Annotated in this window: 20 protein-coding genes and 1 riboswitch; of the genes, 12 read left to right on the top strand and 8 right to left on the bottom strand. The window is 42.1% G+C overall.

The genetic code is table 11. The annotated features are described in order from the left end of the window. Nucleotides 1-198: 198 nt before the first annotated feature. Nucleotides 199-1,494, top strand: coding sequence for a M48 family metallopeptidase (locus QOZ98_RS01295; protein ID WP_308785751.1), 1,296 nt, complete (start codon nucleotides 199-201; stop codon nucleotides 1,492-1,494). A gap of 77 nt (nucleotides 1,495-1,571) precedes the next feature. On the opposite strand, the gene QOZ98_RS01290 is transcribed toward QOZ98_RS01295, so the two are convergent. Both QOZ98_RS01290 and QOZ98_RS01285 read right to left on the bottom strand, forming a co-directional pair. Next, nucleotides 1,572-1,715 (bottom strand): hypothetical protein, encoded by a 144-nt coding sequence (locus QOZ98_RS01290; protein ID WP_308785750.1) that lies wholly within the window; start codon nucleotides 1,713-1,715, stop codon nucleotides 1,572-1,574. A 207-nt stretch (nucleotides 1,716-1,922) separates the two neighbouring features. Continuing rightward, a complete protein-coding gene (locus tag QOZ98_RS01285) occupies nucleotides 1,923-2,618 on the bottom strand; it encodes a FadR/GntR family transcriptional regulator (RefSeq protein ID WP_308785749.1) in 696 nt (231 codons plus the stop codon). A 174-nt stretch (nucleotides 2,619-2,792) separates the two neighbouring features. On the opposite strand from QOZ98_RS01285, the gene QOZ98_RS01280 reads away from it, so the two are divergent. The 3 genes from QOZ98_RS01280 to QOZ98_RS01270 all read left to right on the top strand — a co-directional run bounded on the left by QOZ98_RS01280 (nucleotide 2,793) and on the right by QOZ98_RS01270 (nucleotide 6,459). Further along, a complete protein-coding gene (locus QOZ98_RS01280) occupies nucleotides 2,793-4,196 on the top strand; it encodes an FAD-binding oxidoreductase (RefSeq protein ID WP_308785748.1) in 1,404 nt (467 codons plus the stop codon). Further along, the gene (locus QOZ98_RS01275) at nucleotides 4,193-5,176 is read left to right on the top strand and encodes a bile acid:sodium symporter family protein (protein ID WP_308785747.1); all 984 of its coding nucleotides are present in this window, start codon (nucleotides 4,193-4,195) and stop codon (nucleotides 5,174-5,176) included. Before QOZ98_RS01280 ends, QOZ98_RS01275 begins: the two co-directional genes overlap by 4 nt. Nucleotides 5,177-5,607: 431 nt before the next feature. Beyond that, nucleotides 5,608-6,459, top strand: coding sequence for a glycerophosphodiester phosphodiesterase (locus QOZ98_RS01270; protein WP_407676696.1), 852 nt, complete (start codon nucleotides 5,608-5,610; stop codon nucleotides 6,457-6,459). Nucleotides 6,460-6,546: 87 nt separating this feature from the next. Here QOZ98_RS01270 and arr read toward each other — a convergent pair whose 3' ends face one another. Further along, nucleotides 6,547-6,963, bottom strand: a complete 417-nt coding sequence (gene arr / locus QOZ98_RS01265; RefSeq protein ID WP_308785745.1) for an NAD(+)--rifampin ADP-ribosyltransferase — start codon at nucleotides 6,961-6,963, stop codon at nucleotides 6,547-6,549. A 251-nt stretch (nucleotides 6,964-7,214) separates the two neighbouring features. Between arr and QOZ98_RS01260 the strand changes: the two genes are divergently transcribed. From QOZ98_RS01260 to QOZ98_RS01240, 5 genes are all read left to right on the top strand, one after another. Beyond that, the gene (locus QOZ98_RS01260) at nucleotides 7,215-8,072 is read left to right on the top strand and encodes an SRPBCC family protein (protein ID WP_308785744.1); all 858 of its coding nucleotides are present in this window, start codon (nucleotides 7,215-7,217) and stop codon (nucleotides 8,070-8,072) included. 173 nt (nucleotides 8,073-8,245) lie between these two features. Next, a complete protein-coding gene (locus QOZ98_RS01255) occupies nucleotides 8,246-9,232 on the top strand; it encodes an aldo/keto reductase (protein ID WP_308785743.1) in 987 nt (328 codons plus the stop codon). Nucleotides 9,233-9,542: 310 nt separating this feature from the next. Continuing rightward, the gene (locus tag QOZ98_RS01250; protein ID WP_308785742.1) at nucleotides 9,543-9,734 is read left to right on the top strand and encodes a DUF6440 family protein; all 192 of its coding nucleotides are present in this window, start codon (nucleotides 9,543-9,545) and stop codon (nucleotides 9,732-9,734) included. Nucleotides 9,735-11,574: 1,840 nt separating this feature from the next. Continuing rightward, nucleotides 11,575-12,045, top strand: coding sequence for a hypothetical protein (locus QOZ98_RS01245; RefSeq protein ID WP_308785741.1), 471 nt, complete (start codon nucleotides 11,575-11,577; stop codon nucleotides 12,043-12,045). Nucleotides 12,046-12,325: 280 nt separating this feature from the next. Further along, nucleotides 12,326-12,538, top strand: a complete 213-nt coding sequence (locus QOZ98_RS01240) for a DUF5063 domain-containing protein (protein ID WP_308785740.1) — start codon at nucleotides 12,326-12,328, stop codon at nucleotides 12,536-12,538. Between the two features lie 229 nt (nucleotides 12,539-12,767). On the opposite strand, the gene QOZ98_RS01235 is transcribed toward QOZ98_RS01240, so the two are convergent. Then, nucleotides 12,768-13,286 carry a cysteine hydrolase family protein gene (locus QOZ98_RS01235; protein ID WP_308785739.1) on the bottom strand — a complete coding sequence of 173 codons (519 nt, stop codon included), beginning with the start codon at nucleotides 13,284-13,286 and terminating at the stop codon, nucleotides 12,768-12,770. A gap of 488 nt (nucleotides 13,287-13,774) precedes the next feature. Here QOZ98_RS01235 and QOZ98_RS01230 point away from each other — a divergent pair, with 488 nt between their 5' ends. Beyond that, nucleotides 13,775-14,353, top strand: a complete 579-nt coding sequence (locus tag QOZ98_RS01230; protein ID WP_308785738.1) for a DapH/DapD/GlmU-related protein — start codon at nucleotides 13,775-13,777, stop codon at nucleotides 14,351-14,353. A gap of 608 nt (nucleotides 14,354-14,961) precedes the next feature. Here QOZ98_RS01230 and QOZ98_RS01225 read toward each other — a convergent pair. Next, nucleotides 14,962-15,618, bottom strand: a complete 657-nt coding sequence (locus tag QOZ98_RS01225; protein WP_308785737.1) for a potassium channel family protein — start codon at nucleotides 15,616-15,618, stop codon at nucleotides 14,962-14,964. 86 nt (nucleotides 15,619-15,704) lie between these two features. Continuing rightward, nucleotides 15,705-15,849, bottom strand: a riboswitch (cyclic di-AMP (ydaO/yuaA leader). Nucleotides 15,850-16,085: 236 nt separating this feature from the next. After that, complete coding sequence (locus QOZ98_RS01220) at nucleotides 16,086-16,778, bottom strand: AIM24 family protein (RefSeq protein ID WP_142826272.1); 693 nt, start codon at nucleotides 16,776-16,778, stop codon at nucleotides 16,086-16,088. Between the two features lie 204 nt (nucleotides 16,779-16,982). On the opposite strand from QOZ98_RS01220, the gene QOZ98_RS01215 reads away from it, so the two are divergent. Both QOZ98_RS01215 and QOZ98_RS01210 read left to right on the top strand, forming a co-directional pair. Further along, nucleotides 16,983-17,864 (top strand): proline iminopeptidase-family hydrolase, encoded by an 882-nt coding sequence (locus tag QOZ98_RS01215; protein ID WP_407676695.1) that lies wholly within the window; start codon nucleotides 16,983-16,985, stop codon nucleotides 17,862-17,864. Between the two features lie 202 nt (nucleotides 17,865-18,066). Continuing rightward, complete coding sequence (locus tag QOZ98_RS01210) at nucleotides 18,067-18,747, top strand: protein kinase family protein (RefSeq protein WP_308785735.1); 681 nt, start codon at nucleotides 18,067-18,069, stop codon at nucleotides 18,745-18,747. Nucleotides 18,748-18,782: 35 nt separating this feature from the next. On the opposite strand, the gene QOZ98_RS01205 is transcribed toward QOZ98_RS01210, so the two are convergent. Together QOZ98_RS01205 and QOZ98_RS01200 are read right to left on the bottom strand one after the other, a co-directional pair. Beyond that, nucleotides 18,783-20,309, bottom strand: coding sequence for a PH domain-containing protein (locus tag QOZ98_RS01205; RefSeq protein ID WP_308785734.1), 1,527 nt, complete (start codon nucleotides 20,307-20,309; stop codon nucleotides 18,783-18,785). Then, entirely contained in the window at nucleotides 20,306-20,800 is a 495-nt protein-coding gene (locus QOZ98_RS01200) for a PH domain-containing protein (protein WP_308785733.1), read from the bottom strand. The genes QOZ98_RS01205 and QOZ98_RS01200 overlap by 4 nt, the downstream gene beginning before the upstream one ends. Between the last annotated feature and the right edge of the window lie 107 nt (nucleotides 20,801-20,907).

The following is a 20,907-nucleotide window of genomic DNA, read 5'->3' as shown; positions in this document are numbered from 1 at the left end:
GGTAGATCGGTTCATTCTAACCTTTATCTATATTTACTCGTTTTTACAGGAAGTTAAATTAAAACACTGAAACGGCTTCAATAGATTTTTAGTAAAAACTGAAATAAAAAAATAACAAAATACACAAAAATAGTCTCTTAAAATTAGGTACTATGTGCTATTATATGTAAGATATTCCAAATTGAGAGGGAGTTAATTGTGGACATTACTAAGATTCAATCAAGCAGAGAAACCGTGTATTTTGTCATTAGCCTAGTTTTCAGCATTCTTATTTACGCAGCGGCCGTAGTGTCAATTATCGGCATTGCTATTGCCCTGACCATTTTTGTGATTTTGCTGTTTGCAAATGCTATCATGCTCGGCTCAATCCGCGGCAATGGAGTCCGAATTCATGAACGGCAGTTTCCGGATGTCTATGAACGCGTCCAAATCCTGGCAAAACAGATGGAACTGAAGAAGGTCCCGGATGTCTTTGTCGTCCAATCGGAAGGGGCATTGAACGCTTTTGCTACCCGTTTTTTCGGGCGCGATATGGTCGTTTTATATTCCGAGGTGTTTGAATTGGCCCGCGAGCAGGGGCAGGAGGAACTGGACTTTATCATTGCTCACGAATTGGCTCATGTAAAGCGACGCCATGTGTGGAAAAATCTTTTAATCCTGCCAGCAGGATTCCTTCCTTTTCTTAGCGAAGCCTATAGCCGTTCGTGCGAATATACATGCGACCGCCATGCCGCTTTCACTATCCAAAACGCCGCTGCGGCGAAGCGTGCATTGACACTTCTTGGAATCGGCAAGAAAACGTATTTGGAAGTGAATGAAGACGCATACCGTGAACAAATTGCAACCGAAACAAATGCGGCCGTCTGGTTGAGTGAAGTGTTATCGACACATCCACGCTTGCCAAAACGGATACAAGCCATCGAGCAATTCGACAACAGCGATGCGAGGTTCTATGAGCCCAACCACGGAAAAATTGCCCTTGGCGCCACGTTGATGGTAGGGGTTGTGGGGGCTGTATACTTCCTGACCATTGCGCTTTTTGCCGGAGGGGCTTTTGCATTTTCTCAAATTTTGCCGGATATAGATGAACCTTTGTACGAAGAAGAATATGGCTTTGGAGTAGAAGGGGAGACCTCGCTAATGTCCGCTGCCTCCTTAGGTGATCTGGCTGCAACCGAAGAGTCCATCGCAAATGGCGAAGATGTACATGCTACAGATGCAGATGGATCAGATGCATTGATGTACGCTATTTACTCTGGAAACATTGCCGTTATTCAAGTGTTGCTCGATGCAGGAGCTGACGTTAATACGATGGATGACTATTCTACCGTATTGGCATCGGCTGTGATGATGGGCGAATATGAAATGGCGTTGCTGCTTATAGAGAACGGAGCGGACCCTTCTTTGCCAGGTCCTGATGGTTACAATGCCATGGATCAAATCGAAGCTGAGAGTGAAGCGGAGTTTTTGGAGATGCTGAGATCGGGACAGTAATATTCACTGGTGTGCCAATGCATTCTTAGAGAAAAAATGCTTCAATGAAACTTGGTTTCATTGGGGCGTTTTAGCTTTTATTTTACTACAATGTGGCTATTGTCGGTGCGTGACTCGATGCGGGCGTTATTGCTCTTGGCCTGCAAGTTGCCCGATACATCGGTAAAAACAATGCGGCCATTTGATGAGCGGATGGTCATATCAGCCTCGATGTTTGTCAAATCAATTGCGCCATTATCTGTTTCAGCATCAACTTTTTCGCCAGCATATAGTCGGGCGAGTCTTACAAATGAATTTTTGAAAAAAACATTCCGTAATTAAAAACCACCGCCTCTGAAATTACGTAATTTCAAAGGCGGTGGTTTTTAGAATAAAAGACAAAGCAGAATGCTTTCCAAATAAGGCAGTCTATATTCATCATCCACACACTAAGTAGCTCTATACAGCTCCAGTCGAATTCTGGAAATATGCTTGTCCATCAGCTGTCTGGCCAAATCGCTGTTGCCACCTGCGATTGCCAAGTAAATTTCTTCGTGTTCTTTTAGGGTGTCTAGGTGACGACTGCTGTCGGTAAAGCGCTGTCTGCGGGTCGCCCGGATATTTTCTTCCATCCGGTTGGCAAGTGTTTCCATTAGGTCAATTAATAATTGGTTTTTCGTAGCATAGGCTACTTGCAGGTGAAAATCTAAATCTGCCTGTACGCCTAATTCCGGATCATCTGTCGCTTCAGCCATTTGTGTCAGTACGTGTTTTATGGCTTCAAGGTTTTCTGAAGTGGCCCGTTTAGCGGCGAGGGAAGCGGCTTCCACCTCGAATGCCCTGCGCAATTCGAGCATTTCGTCGATCAATTGAGCGTGTGTTTCATCAATGTGGGTGCGCAGCTCATTTCCGAGTGTATCTCTTTTAGAAACAGCTAGAAAGCTCCCGCCGCCTTGACGGATTTCTAATATGTTTTTGCTTTCTAATCGTTTTAATGCTTCTCTGACAGAAGTGCGGCTGACACCGAACAAACTGGCCAGATCGCGTTCAGAAGGGAGCCGGTCGCCAGGCTGCAAGTTTTGTTCGAGGCAGAGCATGTTAATTTGTTCTACGATTAATTCATACGTTCGCTTCTTTGGATTCAAAAACAATCACTCTCCCCGCACAGTGGCTTTTTATGCTTAACTTTATCAATACAAAATCGATTAAGCAATCAAAGAAAATAGAAGTTGTGCTTTTCAGATTATTATGTATAATTGGGTTAATTGGTAGGACCAATTTAGAGCAAGTCGGAAAAAATAAAGAAGGAGCGATAAAGCATGGCAATCGCCAATCAGGAAACTATTTTGGAAAGCTTGAAGAATGGATTGAGAGAAGATCAGATCAGCATCAACGAAACTGTCAAAGAGTTGCATGGCCAGGATGAATCTTATCATCAAATGGAATTGCCTGATATTGTCGTTTTCCCGGAAACGACCGAACAAGTATCAGCTATTATGAAAATTTCAACGCAATACCAAGTTCCTGTCGTGCCGTTTGGACTCGGTTCCAGTTTAGAAGGGCATGTCATTCCGCAAAGAGGCGGCATCACCATCGATTTTTCATTGATGAACAAAGTTCTTAGAGTCTTTGAAGAAGATTTTCTGGTGACGGTGCAGCCTGGAGTTACCCGGACGCAGCTTAACAAGGAATTGAAGAAGTACGGTTTGTTTTTCACGGTAGACCCTGGAGCGGATGCGACACTCGGCGGAATGGCCGCCACTAACGCAAGCGGCACTACATCTGTGAAATACGGCGTCATGCGTGACCAAGTACGTGATTTGGAAGTGGTTACGGCTGACGGAACCGTCATCCATACCGGAAACAAAGCCGCAAAATCTTCATCCGGCCTTCATTTGAATGGATTGTTTGTCGGTTCAGAAGGGACGCTTGGCTGCTTTACCGAAATGACGCTTCGTGTCTATGGCATTCCTGAATTTATTACAGCAGCCCGTGCCTCATTTGCGACGGTAAAAGATGCTGTGGAAGCAGTCGTCTCCATATTGCAGGCTGGCATTCCCATCGCCCGCGTGGAACTTGTAGATGAGCAATCGATGAAGCAAGTCAATAAATACAATGATACCGCTTACAAGGAAATGCCTACCCTGTTCTTGGAGTTTCATGGCAATGAAGCCGGATTGCAGCAGGATGTAGCTTTTATGCAGGAAATTGTTCAAGGGCATGCATGTGAAGAAGTGGCGTTTGAAACAGATACCGCAGCACGCAACAGGCTATGGGAGGCGCGCCATACATTGGCTTACGCATATATCCATGGACATCCAGGCAAAAAAATGATGGTAACCGATGTGTGCCTGCCGATTTCTGAACTGGCGGGAGCTGTCGGACATGCACGGGAAAATCTGATGGCACTCGATTTGCCGGGGGGCATCGTCGGACATGTCGGAGACGGCAACTTCCATGCGCTCATCATGATGGATATGAACGACCCGGAAGAAATTTCAAAGGCGCAGGAATTCAATGAACGCATTGTCGTGTACGCTCTTGAAAGAGGCGGCACATGTACCGGAGAACACGGCGTCGGCATCGGCAAGCAAAAATATCAGCAGCAGGAACACGGAGCTGCTTTGGCCGTTATGGAAAAAATCAAAGCCGCACTGGATCCGGATAACTTGTTGAATCCAGGTAAAAACATCAAAGTAGAAAAAAGGGAGCCAATCCAATGAAAATACTGCAGTCATTAAGTGCCATCGCCGGAAAATACTTTGCGGTCTGGGTCATCCTCGCCGCACTGCTTGCTTTTTTCCTGCCTGAAGCATTCATCGGGTTCGGTGCATATATTACGATTCTTCTCGGTGTCGTCATGTTTGGAATGGGACTGACGCTGAAACCCGTAGATTTCAAAATCATCTTTAAAAATCCGCTTCCGGTGGTTATCGGCGTGGCGGCGCAATTTTTGATCATGCCGCTTGCAGCGTTTGGCATCGCCTATTTGCTGAAATTGCCGCCTGAACTGGCAGCTGGCCTCGTGCTTCTTGGCTGCGTTCCTGGAGGTACAGCATCGAATGTCATGGTGTATCTCGCGAAAGGAAATCTGGCGCTGTCTGTTGCGATGACGTCTTTATCAACGTTGATGGCACCGATTATGACGCCTTTACTGCTGCTGCTCTTGGCCGGTCAATGGCTTCCGGTAAACCCGGTCGATATGTTCATGTCGATCATCCAGGTGATCATCATTCCGATTGCACTCGGTTTTCTGGTCCAGCGAATCTTACCAAAAGTGGTCGCAAAAAGTATTTCCGTCGTGCCGCTCATTTCCGTTGTCGCCATCTTGATCATTGTCTCAGCAGTGACAGCTGCCAATGCGCAAAACGTCATCAGTTCAGGATTCATCGTGTTCTTCGCTGTATTTTTACATAATAGTTTTGGCTTAGTGCTTGGCTATTTGACGGCTATGGCAATGGGGCTCAATGAAACCGACCGCCGTGCCATTTCACTCGAAGTGGGTATGCAAAATTCTGGACTTGGCGTTGCACTGGCCACTGCCCATTTCAGCCCGCTTGCGGCATTGCCGAGCGTGTGGGGTGCGATTTGGCATAATATTTCCGGACCGATTCTTGCGACGATCTGGTCGAAAAAGCCAGCTGTTGGGAATAAGGAGACTAATGTGGAAAGGGTTCCTGATGTGAAACCTTGGAAAGCTTGAAAAATTATCAGTGAATCTTTTGCCATGTAGATGAAACTATCAGCCGTCCACAAAATGGGCGGCTTTTTTCTGCCGATTTCAATTTAAGTGCCTGTCACTTTAGAGTAGAAGCCACTTTAATTTTTAAGCCTCTGTTGTTAACGTAGTTTTGCACAGTGAAAAGCATTTGAACGAGTTCTGATTGGATTTTATTTTACCGATGATCTAAAGGGGTGATGTATCCATAGAAGAGCATGAAAACTTCAATAAAACTTTTTTTAGTTAAATCGTTGTCCGAAATAAAAAATGACATGGAAAATTTAAGTAATTAAAAATATATTTCCGTTAATTTACATTTTCTTAACCTTACTTCATGCTCTATTAACACCTACCATATATTCATTGCTTATGCTTGAGTTATCAAATACATAGGGAGTGATTATTTGAAACGGATGATGACTATATTAGCAGCAAGCCTTGCAATGACATCTTTTACGGGAGCTGCATTTGCTGCCGAACAGGGAGAAGCAGGCAAGGTGATATCAAAACAGGAACAGCAAAAAATGGTGAACATCGCACATCGTGGAGCTTCTGGACATGCACCCGAAAATACGATGGAGGCATTCCACAAAGGATTTGAAATGAAGTCGGACTATATTGAAATCGATGTTCAAATGACGAAAGACGGCGAGCTAGTTGTTATCCACGATACCACTGTAGATCGTACTACTGATGGAACCGGCAAAGTGGGTGACTTAACATTAGAAGAGATTAGGCAACTTGATGCTGGCAGCTGGTTCAGTGAAAACTTTACGGGTGAGAGGGTTCCAACTTTCGAGGAAGTAGTAGATGAGTTTCGAGGAAAAGTTGGGATATTAATCGAGTTGAAGGCCCCAGAACTTTATCCGGGAGTGGAAGAGAAGATCGCGAATGCTTTGATCGAACGAAATATGGCTACACCGAATAATAATAAAATCATCATCCAATCCTTCAATCACGAATCCATGAAAAAATCGAAAGAGCTTTTACCGAATCTTTCTCATGGAGTTCTGACGGGAGGGGGTTGGGCGGATGTAACGGAAGAACAATTAGCCCAATTTGCGTCCTACGCCGATTATTTCAATCCCACGATGAGCATTGTAACGGATGAGCTGGTTACTGATGTTCATGAAGCGGGAATGGATATCTTTCCTTATACTTCACGGTCACAAGAACAGGCTTTACGGTTATTTAATTTAAATGTTGATGGCATCATTACCGATTATCCGGAACATGTTTATCATCATCCTGTAAAAAATTCATAATTCCTTAGTGGGAAAGACAGGTCGAGGATTCTCTTAAGAATCTTCGACCTGTTTTGTTTACCTGATTTTTTCATTCTTTTAAAAAGTTCAATCAAGTATAATAGCCTTCCCTTGTTGACGCATTACCTTTAAAGATGTAAGCATGTGATTGATTTCTTCATTGGAATGCCTTTCCCAGGAACCCAGTTCTGCGATGATCTTCAGCGGTGATTTGGACCTGTAGGAGCGAGTTGGGTTTCCAGGAAATCTTTTGTCGGTTAAGTTCGGATCATTTTCAAAATCACCTGTTGGTTCTACAACATAGATTCTTTCTGTTGCATCGGATGCAGCCAGTTCAGCACCCCATTTGGCCGCCTCCAAGGTTGCCGTGAAGTAAATGTAATTGGATTTTTTGTCCTGGTAATTGGATACATAATGCGCTTCCAGAAAATCTCCAATGTTTAATTTTGCTTTTGTTCCATGAAAGAAAGGACCCTTGTCCAACACTTCCTTATTGTCATTCATCCTGAATTTCCTCCTCTATTCTTCTCGTTGTATGTAACAGTATAGGGCAGGAATTCTGGGAATAGTAGTCTGTAATTTATATTTTCTTCGTAGTATAATTAAGTATAAGGAATGACATCGGACAAGCGTTTTTTAGCATAAAAATAACTACCAAATGCTTCATTTTTCAAAATTTTGTGCCGAGTATTGTGGGTCATTCGGCGTTCAATCAGAAACCATTGCGACCATCACGGAAAAGAAGGGAGAAAATCATGATTAGAATTCACCTTGAAAGGACTTTTAAGGTCGGTCCAGAATTGCTTTGGGAACTTGTGGTTGATCCGGATCATTATCGTTTTTGGACAGAAACTTTCTCTAAAGGCTCGGAGTTTAAAGGGGATTGGACTAAGGGCAGCCCCATTCGTTTTGTCGTAGAAGATAAAGATGGGAAAGAAAGCGGGATGCTATCAGAAATTGCAGAAAGCCAATGGCCGGAGTTTATTTCGATCAGGCACGTGGGCATGGTGATGAATGGAGTCAATGACTATGATTCGCCATTGGCTCGGGGATGGTCACCAGCCTTTGAGAATTATAGATTTATCCCGAAGGAAGATGGGACGTGCATCTTTGAAGTTGAGCAAGATGTGCCAGAGGAACAAGCCGAAGAGTTTAAAGGGAACTGGGAAAAATCTTTTGACCTTATGGCGATTCGACTTGAAAACAGTGGAAGCGTGGGGAAGGTCATAACCCTTCGCGAAAAGTCGCGCAATCGTCCCGAGGTGATTTGGGAAAAGCTTGTCACGCCTGAAAATATAATGTCTTGGAATTATGCCAGTGATGATTGGCATTGTCCAAACGCTGAAAATAATTTAGTGATTGGAGGCGAATTTCACTACGAAATGGCTGCTAAGGACGGCAGTGAGTCTTTTGATTTTTGGGGCACTTATACGGAAATAGAAGCTGCAAAGCGATTGTATTTTGAGTTGGGTGATGGGCGCAAGGTCCGTATCAATCTCTTTGAAAAGCCTTATGGCTGCTTGATTGAAGAACGCTTTGAAGCGGAACAGCTAAACAATCTGCACCTTCAGCGCCAAGGGTGGCAAAACATTTTGAAAAACTTGGCTCGATAATGTGGAGCTGTTGCATTGTAAAAATGACCCAGTGAGCCTATCAAAAAAAGTCCCTTTATAAGGGCTTTTTTAATTTGAAGTGCAAGAGCCCTGTCCCAGTTTATCCGATTTTCAAGCGGGTAGACACTAATATATGTATTTACTAAATCTATTTCCAAAAGAGGTGTCCATTAATGAGAAACGAACTAACCATAAAAAACAAACTGGGACTCGGCACAGCGCCGCTTGGCAATATGTTCAGAGAAGTTCCAGAAGACGAAGCGATGCAGACGATCCAGTCTGCTTGGGACGAAGGAATCCGCTATTTCGATACGGCGCCGTTTTACGGGGCAGGCTTGGCTGAAATGAGGCTTGGTGAAATTTTGCCTTCTTATAATCGTGACGAGTATTTGTTGAGCTCAAAAGTCGGCCGTATTGTGCTGGACGAACAGGAAGAAAAAGAAGGGCTGTTTGAATTTGGGCGCAAAAACAAGATTCTAACAGATTACACAGAGGATGGAACACTCCGTTCGATTGAAGATAGCCTGAAGCGTCTGAAAACAGACCGGTTGGATATGGTCTATGTGCATGACATCTCACCAGACTTTTTGGGTGATGAATGGGTGACGAAATTTGATGAAGCACGTAAAGGTGCTTTTAAAGTGCTGGATCGCCTTAGAGATGAGGGAATCATCAAAGCTTGGGGACTTGGAGTCAATACGACCACGCCGATTGAAGTGGCACTAGAACTTGAGGAAGCACATCCGGACCTGAGCTTGTCAGCTACCCAATATACCTTGCTTCAGCACGAGCGTGCACTCGAGCGGATGATGCCGCTCGCACAGGAAAAAGGCGGCGGACTCGTGATCGGATCGGCGTTTAACTCGGGGGCATTGTTAGGCGGAGACCATTTCGATTACAAAGAAATAACGCCGGACATCAAAAAGAGAGTCGAGCGGTTCAATGATGTGGCACAAAATCATGGCGTGAATCTGAAAGATGCAGCGCTTCAGTTTTCTACAGCCCATCCCGCTGTTAAGGCGGTAGTAACCGGTTCGACAAGACCCGATCGCATTAAGGAAGACTTGCAGGCATTGCAGGCAACGATTCCGGCTGCTTTTTGGGAAGAGCTGATTGAGAAGGGGCTTGTTTCTTCTAAAGCTATTCTGCCAGGAAAGTAAACTATTCACATAAGGACGAAGAGAAGGTTCCGGAGATTAAACCGGAACTTTTTTTGTGCAAACTTCGTGCCTCATCTCTGAATATATTCTAGTTTTTACTTTTTCATATAGTTGTTTGTAAAAGTTCATGTGAAACGGCGAATTGAATTTTTATGAGAAAGTGAATTCAGCTGCAATTAGCTGCCTATATAGTGAATACTAAATGAAATTTGTTTATAAAAAAGTCAGTTTCGCATCTTATGAGTGATGAAACCTGAAGACATTTCAACCGTATATACAGAGAGTGAAATAGTTTAAAAGGAGTGGAACTATGTTCGGGAATAAAAAAGAAGAAGATCAACGTTTTTATATAAAATCGTCAGAAAATGTACCTACACTTGGCAGAATAGTAATTTTAGTCGATCGCTTTACTGGTGTAAATTATCTTCAATCATGGGTTGGTTCAGGTAGTGGTATTACACCTTTATTAGACAAGAATGGACAAGTCGTTGTAGACGAATAATCATAATAGATTCTAATATAACTGCCTGCTTTTCCTTAGATGATATAAATCTTCTCAGGAAAAGCTTTTTTAAGAGAAAAATTAGATTTAGACTTAAAACCGAAAAGTGAAAATGTAACTTACACAGAAGATAAGTTTACATATCATCAGAGTAAAGGAAGTCATATATAGAGAAGGTAGTTGCTGGCTATTAGCATCTCCTTCTCTTTTACTGGCTTCTAATAACCCTGTGACATGTCTACTTTTCTGTTTGATTATCACTTCATACTGTTGTTTAGTTAGTGTGTTTTAGGCACTCTCCCGTCATGGTATAATTAACCAAATCGATAGAAGGTTTATAAAATGACGAACTGCGAATACACTTTCCACTAATAACTTTATTTATACTTAATCTGTTTTGTGAAAAGGTGGTTTCTTTATGAAATAAACAATACTGCTTCTGCGTTTTGTATATCTTCCTTTAGCAGGTCTTTTCATCATCCCTGTGTCTTTTTGGTTTGCAGCTGGCTTTATCTCTGAATATGGACCTGAAGCACCTACTTTTATCTTTCCACTCTGGCTTATCCCTGGCGCAGTGTTCCTTCTGGGTGTAGTCATACAATGTTGGAGGAAATATTTTTGGTTAGGAATAGGCATTACTGTGCTTTCGTTTATCCTTTTCTTTGCAGATATCATTCCATATAGAGCAATCGAACTTTTATAACATGAAATAAAAAGAAGTGTTTACCCCGAATGAAGTAAGTGCCAAATTAAATATCCAACTTTCTACATTACGATCTGGAACAAATATATTGTGCTAATTTAGGGAATGTGAATGTAACTTATGTGCAGTTAAGTTGCATTCAAACTTAGTTAAAATATTAAAGAATATTGTTTAGACAAAAATGAAATATAAGGAGTTTACGATGAAAAAAATATAAGTTCTATAATCGTGATTTTGGCATTGATCGGCTTATTAGTTGCAACGTTTTTTCTTCAGTATGAATTTTTATTTCTAACTCGTATTGCTTCACTTATCTTCGCAATCGTTTATTTAGTAATTGAAGTAAAGCAAGAGTATTTCTCAACACGCAAGCCATTATTTATTCTCTTTAGTGTCATTAGCATATTAGCTATAACTGTCAGTATTTTACTTGATGATACTTCATCGATTGATGGATTCCATGCTAGAAGTTTTATGCTCCTGGTATTTGTTTTCATTCTTCTGGTCGGTAGCTATAAAGATTTATACAACAAAAACGATGCTGCAAAGTAATTTCAGTTCAACTTTAGTTTTTATAAATTCTTTGATTTGAATGTAACTTATTGTGAATTAAGTTACATTCAAAATTAAGAGAAAACAACTGTCTAACAGTTAGTCTATATTTGATTTTTTGGTGCTCCCTGATTTCTTGTTTGTATATAAAACATAAATAGCATTTAGAATGAACAATACTATTGCGGATATTAAAAAGCCAAGTATTCCAGGTATATTAGGCCCCGTTATTAAAAAGAAAATAGTTGCTAAAACAAACGCAGTAAAGCCAGCCATACTCATTTTCCATCGGGAATTATCTAGTCTCGACATACCAACGTTCCCCTTTCTCATACAAAGAATAGTTATCTCAAAAATTACTAGTTCTGAATCCTTAAATTGGACTAGCTTAGGACAATTATCTTTTTTAAAAAGACAATAATTGTCTTTAGTATAACTGAAATAAAGAAATTTTTATAAGAATTCTGAATGTAACTTAATACAAATTAAGTTACATTCAAATCATTGATATCCTTTAGCATTAAAGAAGGAATCAGATAGAGAAAAAAATTACTAGTTTTTATAATCATTAAAAGGAGGGAGTATATGGCTAGTGTTGAAAAGACAGGGAAAAATAATCTACTCAAATTTCTAATTTACATGGGGCTACTGCTCACTTTATTTTACTTCATCTCTTACTTAAACTTTTTCCCTGGTGCGATAGATTATCAGGAAACTGAAGACACTATTACATTAGAACGTGGTATTGAGAGCGAAATATACAATTTTAACAAATCTGAGCTAGATACAAGTGAACTACTAAGACTAAGCCTCCTAAAAATGGATATTAATACTCTCCAAAACTTCTTAATAGCTTTCGTTATAACTATTCATTTTAGTCTATTATTTTTCATAGAACGAGATACTTTTGAGTTTATAAATTTCGATAAGAGATTAAAAAACTTCGTTTTCTTACTGATTTTTGTTCTGATATTCATTCTTTTGATTATCGGTTATATACAAACCTTTAACAGCATCGAAGAAAAGATTAAGCAGTTATTAGCCCTAAAACAATAGAGAACCGCTGGTATTTGATAAGCTAAACGAATGTAACTTATGTGTAAGTAAGATACATTCAAAACTCTGATATCATTGAGTCACTAGAAAAAAGAGATTCGCTATTTTTCCTAAGGAAATAACTTACATTCAAATTACTGTTCCTGAAGGATTTTCAAGCGAACTTTGAGGTTAATTAGTTTACACTTGATTGATGTAAATTATACCTTGCTGGAAGTCGACTTCAAGGATCGCAATATTTACAAAGTGATGGTTTGTTCCTTAATACGTTGAAACTCCAGTGAACGGTTGTCTAGGCGACGATATCATGGGCATTTACAGAGACATTAAGAAAGGGCTCATTTTATACGAGCAGGGTCATAGCATGGAAGCGATATGGGAATGGAAATTCGGTTTTGAAGTGCATTGGGGCGAGCATGCAACAAGTGCCATTCGTGCACTGCATTCTTTTAACTATCAGTTGGGTGGCGATATTATTGAAATAGGGGAGTAAAGAGCTGGAGAGATTCTCTGCTCTAACTGTAATCGCTGATTTGTCCTGTCCAATACTGTTCTTTCTCTCTTCAAAGAAAAACTCTTCCCAAAAGTTCAATTCTGGAAAGAGGATCTCAAAAAAATTCTATGTGAATGCGATGGTTATTTGAAGTTACTTCTAAATTACTTTTTAAATTTAAAAACTAAACGGTTTAGATAAAAATGAGCGTTTTCCTATTAATTTGGAATTAATCCACAAACTCGATGTCGTTTGTCTCCTGCAGTGTGGCAAAATTGCTCAGTAGGCCATTATGATGGTTGATGATTTGCTCAGCGCTCATCGCTTCGGAATCCCAGGTACCGTGCGCATCTTTGGCAAGCGTCACGTCAAATCCGAGGTTGCTGGCGCTGCGTGTCGTCGCATCTATGCAGTGCTCAGTTTGGTTGCCTGCAATAACGAGGTTCTGGATGCCTTTATTTTTCAATACCTCCAGAAGCGTTGTTTCGTGAAAGGAATCCGGCGTCCATTTCTGGACAACGTCATCTCTTTCTTCGGGAGTGATGGACTGATGGATTTGCCAGAAGTCGGTGCCTTTTACAAGGCCAGGATCGTTATGCTGCACATAAACGACGGGAACGTGAGATGAACGTGCTTTTTTGATCAATGACCGCAGATTCTCGAGCAATTGTTCACTTTGATGGACAGGGTTGGATTGGTCGAACATTTCGTTTTGGGCATCAATGATTAATAAAGCAGTCTTAGGCATCGGACATTCTCCTTTTCATTTATTCATTTACCTTATTTTACAGAGGATTCAATTACTTGTATATAGTGGCTGTTGTAAAATATGGATGTAGACTGATGGCTGGGTTGCTGCCGCAACTTCGTGCAGCTGCCTTAATCAGTTTGATAAAGAATTGTTGCCCTCTGCGAGTCAGTCAATTTGATGGAAATACTATCTTTGAGGTCATCTCGAAAAAATAGTGAATAAGTTATTTCCAAAAAAGTAGATGAAGCAGTATGTTGCAGATCGAGCTTTTAACCTAAAGAAGATAGTAAAATAAAAGAAGCATTAGAATTTACTTCTCAGCATTTATCGGAAGATAGATATCTTAATGTTGAATTTCTTCACTTCTTTATTGTTCTTGAAAGTTTTTAAAACGGTGTTTCTGTATGAAGTGACTTCGTTTCTATCTGTTCTTCTAATGGCATGCTTTTTAGTTGCGTATCTTTATATTATAAAGGAGGATTCTCATGGATATTACTAGTTTTTTAGCACATTTGAACCGTGGAGAAGCTGTTGAGGGTGGTTCGGAGATGCACCAAAAAATGCATGAACTCTCACAGGAAGCATTAAAAATAACCGTTGAACTGAACGGCCATTATCATACTCCCGAAGAAGTTCAGGAACTGTTTTCCCGATTAATTGGTAAACCGGTAGATCGTACATTTGCCTTATTCCCGCCTTTTTATACGGATTGCGGGAAAAATATCAATGTGGGCAAGAATGTTTTCATCAATTCGGGCTGCCGTTTTCAAGATCAAGGAGGCATTACAATTGGCGATGGCGCGCTTATTGGACACAATGCTGTTTTGGCTACTCTTAATCACGACATCAACCCTAAAAAGCGCAGCACTATGCACCCCGGACCCATTACGATTGGTAAAGATGTTTGGATAGGAGCAAACGCCACAGTAGTTCCCGGTGTGGAAATTGGAGATGGAGCTATTATTGCCGCAGGTGCAGTTGTGACTCAGAATGTACCTCCGAACGTAATTGCAGGAGGGGTTCCTGCGAAAGTATTGAAGAAAATCGAGGTTAATCAGGAATAGAACGATTGCTCTCTCTTTTGATGAAGTATACAGAATCTCTGATTTTTAATTACTTAAATCATGTTGATATAAAAAGACCCTGTGGATTCATAAACATCTTTATGAACACGCATGGTCTGTGTTTTTTTCTGCTTTTAGGATTCGGCAGCCAACTATTGGCTAATCTACTTTTTGAATCACTTATCGTTTTTGAATCGATAAAAAAATGTCGATTTTTTTGAGTAATTTTTTAAAAATTTATGAAAGATGATAGCTAAACTTTGAAGCAGGTGGCGGAAACAGGAAAACATAGTACGCTAAGAGAATTAAGATTAAGTATTGAATTCAGAAAATGAAATAAAGTTGGTGAATAATGGGACTCTAGGAAAAGGTTAAAGAGTTTATTGATAACCAGTACCAAACACCAAAGGCTTAATTGGTATTTATAATGGTGAAAAGATGGTAAGGCAACATAAACCTGAAACGTGCAATAAAGCTCCCTGAAATGACGATGGGAGGAAAGATGTTTTTTCTTTTTCTTCAATAGCATTTTTGTAAGCTTCCTACTTAAAAGATAAACCCGTGCATTTAATGACTACGATAGGAGGATTGGTTGAGACAAAGCGATTCTACAGCCCTTTTTCCTCGAAGCGTCTTAAATCTTTCCTGTGTCCCATCGTAATCAGAATGTCGCCTTTTACCACTTCATCGTCAGGCAAAGGTGCAATATTAACATCTTCAAATCGTTTAATGGCCAGCACGATGCACCCGTATTTTGCACGAATGTCCAGCTGTTTGAGGGTTTTTCCGGACATTTGGGAAGAAGCGATCAACTCAATGATGCTGTAGTCTTTTGACAGCTCAATATAATCGACGATTTTATCAGAGTCCAGGAGGTGTGCTACCCGAATACCCATTTCTTTTTCGGGCTGAATAACTCGGTCAGCTCCAACTTTTTCTAGAATGAGCTGGTGCTGTCTGTCTCTTGCTTTGACCCAAACATTGGATACACCCATCTCTTTCAGCATAAGCGTACACAAAACACTGGCTTGCAAGTCTTCGCCAAAGGCAACGATGGCATGCTCAAAATTTCGCACACCTAGCGCTTTTAAATCCCGTTCGTCGGTCCCATTGGCTCTTACTGTGTGTGTAGCAAATTCAGACATCGCATCTACACGTTCTTCTGTCAGATCCATTGCCAGTATTTCATGTCCTAAGGCATGAAGTTCCTGGCACACACTGCTGCCAAAGCGGCCCAACCCAATAATGACAAATTGCTTTTCCATCTGTACACCTCTATTCTATTTTTACTCAACAAAAAAAGACCATCATAAATAGAATGGTCTCAAGGGCAACCTTGGACCTTTCTCCCTGCATGGTGCAACAACGCTTACGAGGTTAGCTGTCGGATTAGGAATTGAGAGTATCCCTTCTTACATCTGTAAGATTTACCCCAAGATAGCTTGTAACTATCTGAAAATGGTTTCCCCGCTCAAAAGATTCAGCGAATAAAAGGTAGCTTGTTATTTGTTTTCGACAAATAACAAGCTACTCTCCTTCGTAACAGATGTCAATATATGTTTTAAAAGGATGTTTCAGTGCATATGATCGAACCTAATTATGTCCCCAGCGCATCTCAAAAAACAGGGGTGCTGGGGATTCTCAATTTATACGCAAAGCCGAACTTGAAACAGTTATAGGACAGCATCGGGAGTGACATTCTGAGCTCAACTCCGCTTCGTGTAAACTGAAATTAGCCCTGCTGCGCGTGATACACTTCCTCAAAAGGCTGCACGACGACAAAGCCATTTCCGGTAAACTTCATTTGCACCGATTCTCCGCTGCCTCTGCCAAACAAACTTTTCAACTGAATATCCGTCACAAAATCAGGCTCCAAGCTGCCGGACCATGCAACCGTTGCATTCGGGTCTGTGAATACGGGACGGTCAGGCGTAACGAGCAAGGTAAGCGGCTCATAATGTGAAGTGAAAGCGACAAGTCCTTTTCCTTCCAAACGAACATTAAAAAGTCCGCCTGCCATCATCCCGGCGACACGGCGCATGAGTTTGATGTCCCAATCGAGACCATCCTGAAAAGCGAGCAAGTCATTGCCGTTAATGAAGATGCTTTCACCTTCTAAATCCAGTATGGTGATCTTTTTGCCGCTATCGGCTATATAGAGCCTTCCGTTGCCGTTAGCTTTCATAAGTTGTGCGCCTTCGCCGCTAAAAGCCTTCTTGACGAATTTTCCCAGTCCGTGCTCAAGCATGCCTTCACGTTCAAACTTAATGTTCCCTTCATAAGAAATCATTGACCCTGCTTTTGCCCAGACAAGCCCGTTCAAGTTCACTTCCAATAGCCGGTCTGTCTCAAGCTCGAAAAACTCACGGGCGCTTTCATCTTGCTTAGTTTGTTGAACAAACTGGTGGATGGAGTATTTTGACATCAATCATTCCTCCTATAATGTAATAACAGTATGTACGTTTTAAAAGTGAAATAGTTCCAATTGGCAGTTGAATAGAGGAGTCACGGCACTCGAGCTGTATGTAAACTTACCTGCCTTCATGTTGCTTTGTAATAAAGGAGTTTATTCGTCTGGAAGGGAAATAGTAGTAGAATAGCTAACAAAAAGAGGAGGTAAGTATGGATGATGAATGTCACAGAAGGATTTATCACTGTAACAGGAGGAAAGGTATGGTACCGGATCAGCGGTGACGATCCCGGCATCCCACTGCTGATTTTGCATGGAGGGCCTGGGTCCAAAAGCAGCGACAATGATCCACTTCGGCAGTTGGGAACGGAACGTCCGATTATCCACTATGACCAGCTCGGATGCGGCAAATCAGATCGGCCAACGGATACGGAGCTCTGGACAGTGGAGCGCTATGTAGAAGAGTTGGAGCAAGTCATAACAGCTTTGAAACTGGAGGAAGTTCATATTCTCGGCCATTCCTGGGGGACGATGCTGGCGGCTTCTTATCTGTCTAAAAAGCCAAAAGGCGTCTGCAGCATTATTTTCTCTGGACCAGCGTTAGATGCGCAAAGGTGGGAGCGGGACCAGCGGAATTATTTAAAGCAGTTCCCGCAAGAGGTACAGGATACGATTGAACAGAGCGAACGGGAAGGCACGACCGACTCTGCTGAGTATAAACAAGCGATGATGGACTTCTATAAAAAACATATGTGCCGGGTCGATCCGTGGCCAAAAGAGATGCAGGAGGACTTGGATGAAATGAACCAGCAAATTTATAACTTTATGTGGGGAGCTTCTGAATTTACCGTCACCGGTACATTAAAGAATTTTGATGCGACCGGATACTTGCATGAGATTGAAATCCCGGCCCTGTTTGCATGCGGCCGCTTTGACGAAGCCACTCCTGAAGCGACAGAATATTATGCAGGGTTGGTTCCAGGTGCAGAATTCCATGTGTTTGAAAATAGTTCCCACATGCCGGGGATTGAAGAACCAGAAGCGTATCTCGAGATGGTACGCGAGTGGGTGAATCGCCAGGAATTGCGGCCAGGCGCGTAGAAGCAAGAAGGCGTGGCTATAAAGCTTTTAGGCTTTAAAGTAATCTCAGGAGCGCAAAATTTAGAATAGGCTCCATCTGTGCTATCATAAAGAATAAATAGAAGTCGAACAATAATGCAAAAATGAACCGCCCTGATTCGAAAAAGAGCGGTTTTTCTATACGTAGAATTTAGGTAGTTGAAACTTCGAAGGGGAGATTGGCATGAATCAACACAACTGGCAAGCAGCAGCACAGTCTCTTGCGGGCATAACGGTGACAGCGAGTCCCAACAACGAACCAGTCGCAATAATGGGCATTGCGGAAGGATTTCGCTGTATCGGAGTCGGGACAGATGCAGCTGTATTCCAGTCCGATTCGGCTCCGGAATATGCATTTAAAGTCTATGCAGAAGGCAAGCAAGACAAACTGGAAGCTGAGGCGGAAGTATACGCACAAATCGGATCGTCGCATTACTTTTCAAGCTGCTACGGTAAAGATGACCGCATGCTAGTTCTAAAATTCGAAGCAGGGCCGACTTTGTTTGACTGCCTCCTGCAAGGAATTGATGTACCCGAACAGGCAATAGAGGATGTGGAAGAGGCACGCGACTATATTCGGCATATCGGTTTGAATCCTCGGGACATTCATTTAAAGAATATCATCTTGCAGAATGGCCGTGCGAAACTGCTCGATGTCTCTGAATACATCAAGCCCGGCAATGATTTCCGCTGGGAGCACCTGAAAAAGGCTTACGAGGAGTACTATCCAATTATAGATGGCAAACCGGTGCCGTTTTGGCTGCTTGATACGATCCGCAAATGGTACCACCATTGGAACCGTTATTCTTCTTCGTTTGATGAATTTATGCGCATCGTTTCCAAGCAGATGAACTATCGGAAGTGAAAAAACTCTTTGCCCAAACACAGGCAAAGAGTTTTTTAATTGGCGTTATCCAGTTCAACTTCTTTCATGCGGCCGCGATACCAGTGGCGAAAAGTACTGGCCATTGTATCCGGCACATCCTTCAGATAGGAAGTATGAATAGGCCGAGCACGCGTAACCGTTTGAAGAGAAGAGAGGCCAAACTTCCGTTGAATCCGATTTTGCGTGATTTCAACTTCAACAATTTTTTCGCGTTTTGTGACAAATAAGGTAGAGGTAAAGCCGCCATTTTTCAGCTGAATCAACTCATCATTCAAGCAATAGCGTGTGTGCAGAAAATCCAATACACGAGATGTGAAAACGATAGCCAATAGAAGGCTGGAGGCGATCCACCACGTGCTTTCAAATCCAAGAAATTCTGGTCGGAAATAAATCAACACTGCCGTAGCGATCAGCCACAACCAGCTCGGCACGAGCAGGCGAATCCAAAGCGCACGGCGCGGCAATCGGTTCATGTCTTCCTGGATGCGATAGCCTGGCAGCAATTCAGTAACGAGTGCATACGCTCTTTTCTTGGGCAAAAAAGGGTAAAGCGAGCTGATGCTCATGTCTTCCGGCCCCATCGACAGGCTGCCGGCGCTGATCAGTTTCACTTCAGCGAGGCCGAGAATCCGCTTTGTAAAAGTTTGGGTAATTTCAATGGCTTGTACCCGCTCTTTAGCAATTGAAAAAGCCGCTTCCGATAACACGCCTTTTTGGATATAGACACGCTGGGTGTCGGAAGAAATTTTGTATTTCCCATACTTGATAAACGAATGGATAATGCCAAAAACAAAAGAGGCAAGGATCATCAGCCCAACTGCCAGGGCGATAAACCAAGGCGAACTTACCAAAGTTGAGCCGATTCCGTCTAGCCGTTCTTCAAGTCCAAAAAACTCGGAAACATTATAATAAAGCGAAGCAAGCAGTGGAACTAGCAGCAAAAAGCTGAACGATGTCATGGAAGCCTTTAATAAATCCTGTCGTGTTGGTTGGAAATGGATAACTCGCTCTTCTTGCGGTTTACGTATGACTCTTTCAGTCTCGGGTGCTGCACCGGCTCTGTCAATATTTGTGCATACTTCTGAAACCAAAGACTCTTTCTGCTCCTGCACAGCCGTTTCCAGTCGAGCGGCTTCGTTTTGGGTCACCACTTCGAATTTTACCGAAGCATCTTCACCGGCAATTCCGGTTTCAAAGCGAATGGATGTTAAACCGAGCAAACGGTGCACAAATGATGTGTGCCGGTTGATGTTTTGTACTTTTGAAAATGGAATCGATTGGTCGGTTTTGCTGAATATTCCCCTCCGCAGATAAAACCGCTGATCGTCCAGTGCGTATGTAGTGGTCAGCCAAGTTAAAACCGATGATACAAGAAACCAAAGAAAAAACAGGGAAAATGCATAACGGCCGTAAACAACATATAGGGAACTGTTGTCACCTTGAAAAACGAATAAAACCAGAAAAATGAAAACCGAATTCCGAATCAGTCTGCCGATTTTAAAAAGGATTTGGACTGGGTGATGGCGTTGGGCGGCAATCATTGCTCCACTTCCTTGATCTTGGCGAAATGGGCAATGCGCTCCCGAAGTTCGGCTGCTGTTTCTTTTGGCAGTGCCGGAATTGCATGGCTCGAACCCATGGTTTCCACCGACAGGGAAGCCAGTTTGTATTTGCGCATCAACGGGCCTTGTGTTAAGGAAACTGCCTGGATCTTTGTCATCGGAACCAACTGCTCTGTCCGGTTCCAAATTCCAAATTGAAGATACAAAAACTCTTCGTCTAAATCATAGCGCCAACTTTTAAAAGTAAGTGGCGGGCTGAGCACGGACCAAACAAGGCCAATCAAGAAAATAATCGCCAGGCCGATGAGTATCCAACCAATCCAGTTGTACCAGTCAAATCGCCAATCCAAGTAAAACAGTACGGCTAAGACAACGAACGCAATCAAATTGGAAATAAGTTCCTCTCTGCGCCAGTAGTTGATGGCATTGGGGGAGAGGGAGTGCCGAGGAGCTGCATTAAAGTCATTCATCTATATCACACCACCATTTTCACAAGATAGTATTCTATACGTATATATCGTTGCAAAGTTTCAAGGAGAAAAGTTCTTGTTTTAAAGATGTTAGGTAATAAATGTGA

The sequence above is a fragment of the Planomicrobium stackebrandtii genome (assembly GCF_030814955.1).
In the GTDB taxonomy this organism is placed as follows: domain Bacteria; phylum Bacillota; class Bacilli; order Bacillales_A; family Planococcaceae; genus Planococcus; species Planococcus stackebrandtii.
This window is presented reverse-complemented; position numbering and strand designations above follow the sequence as displayed.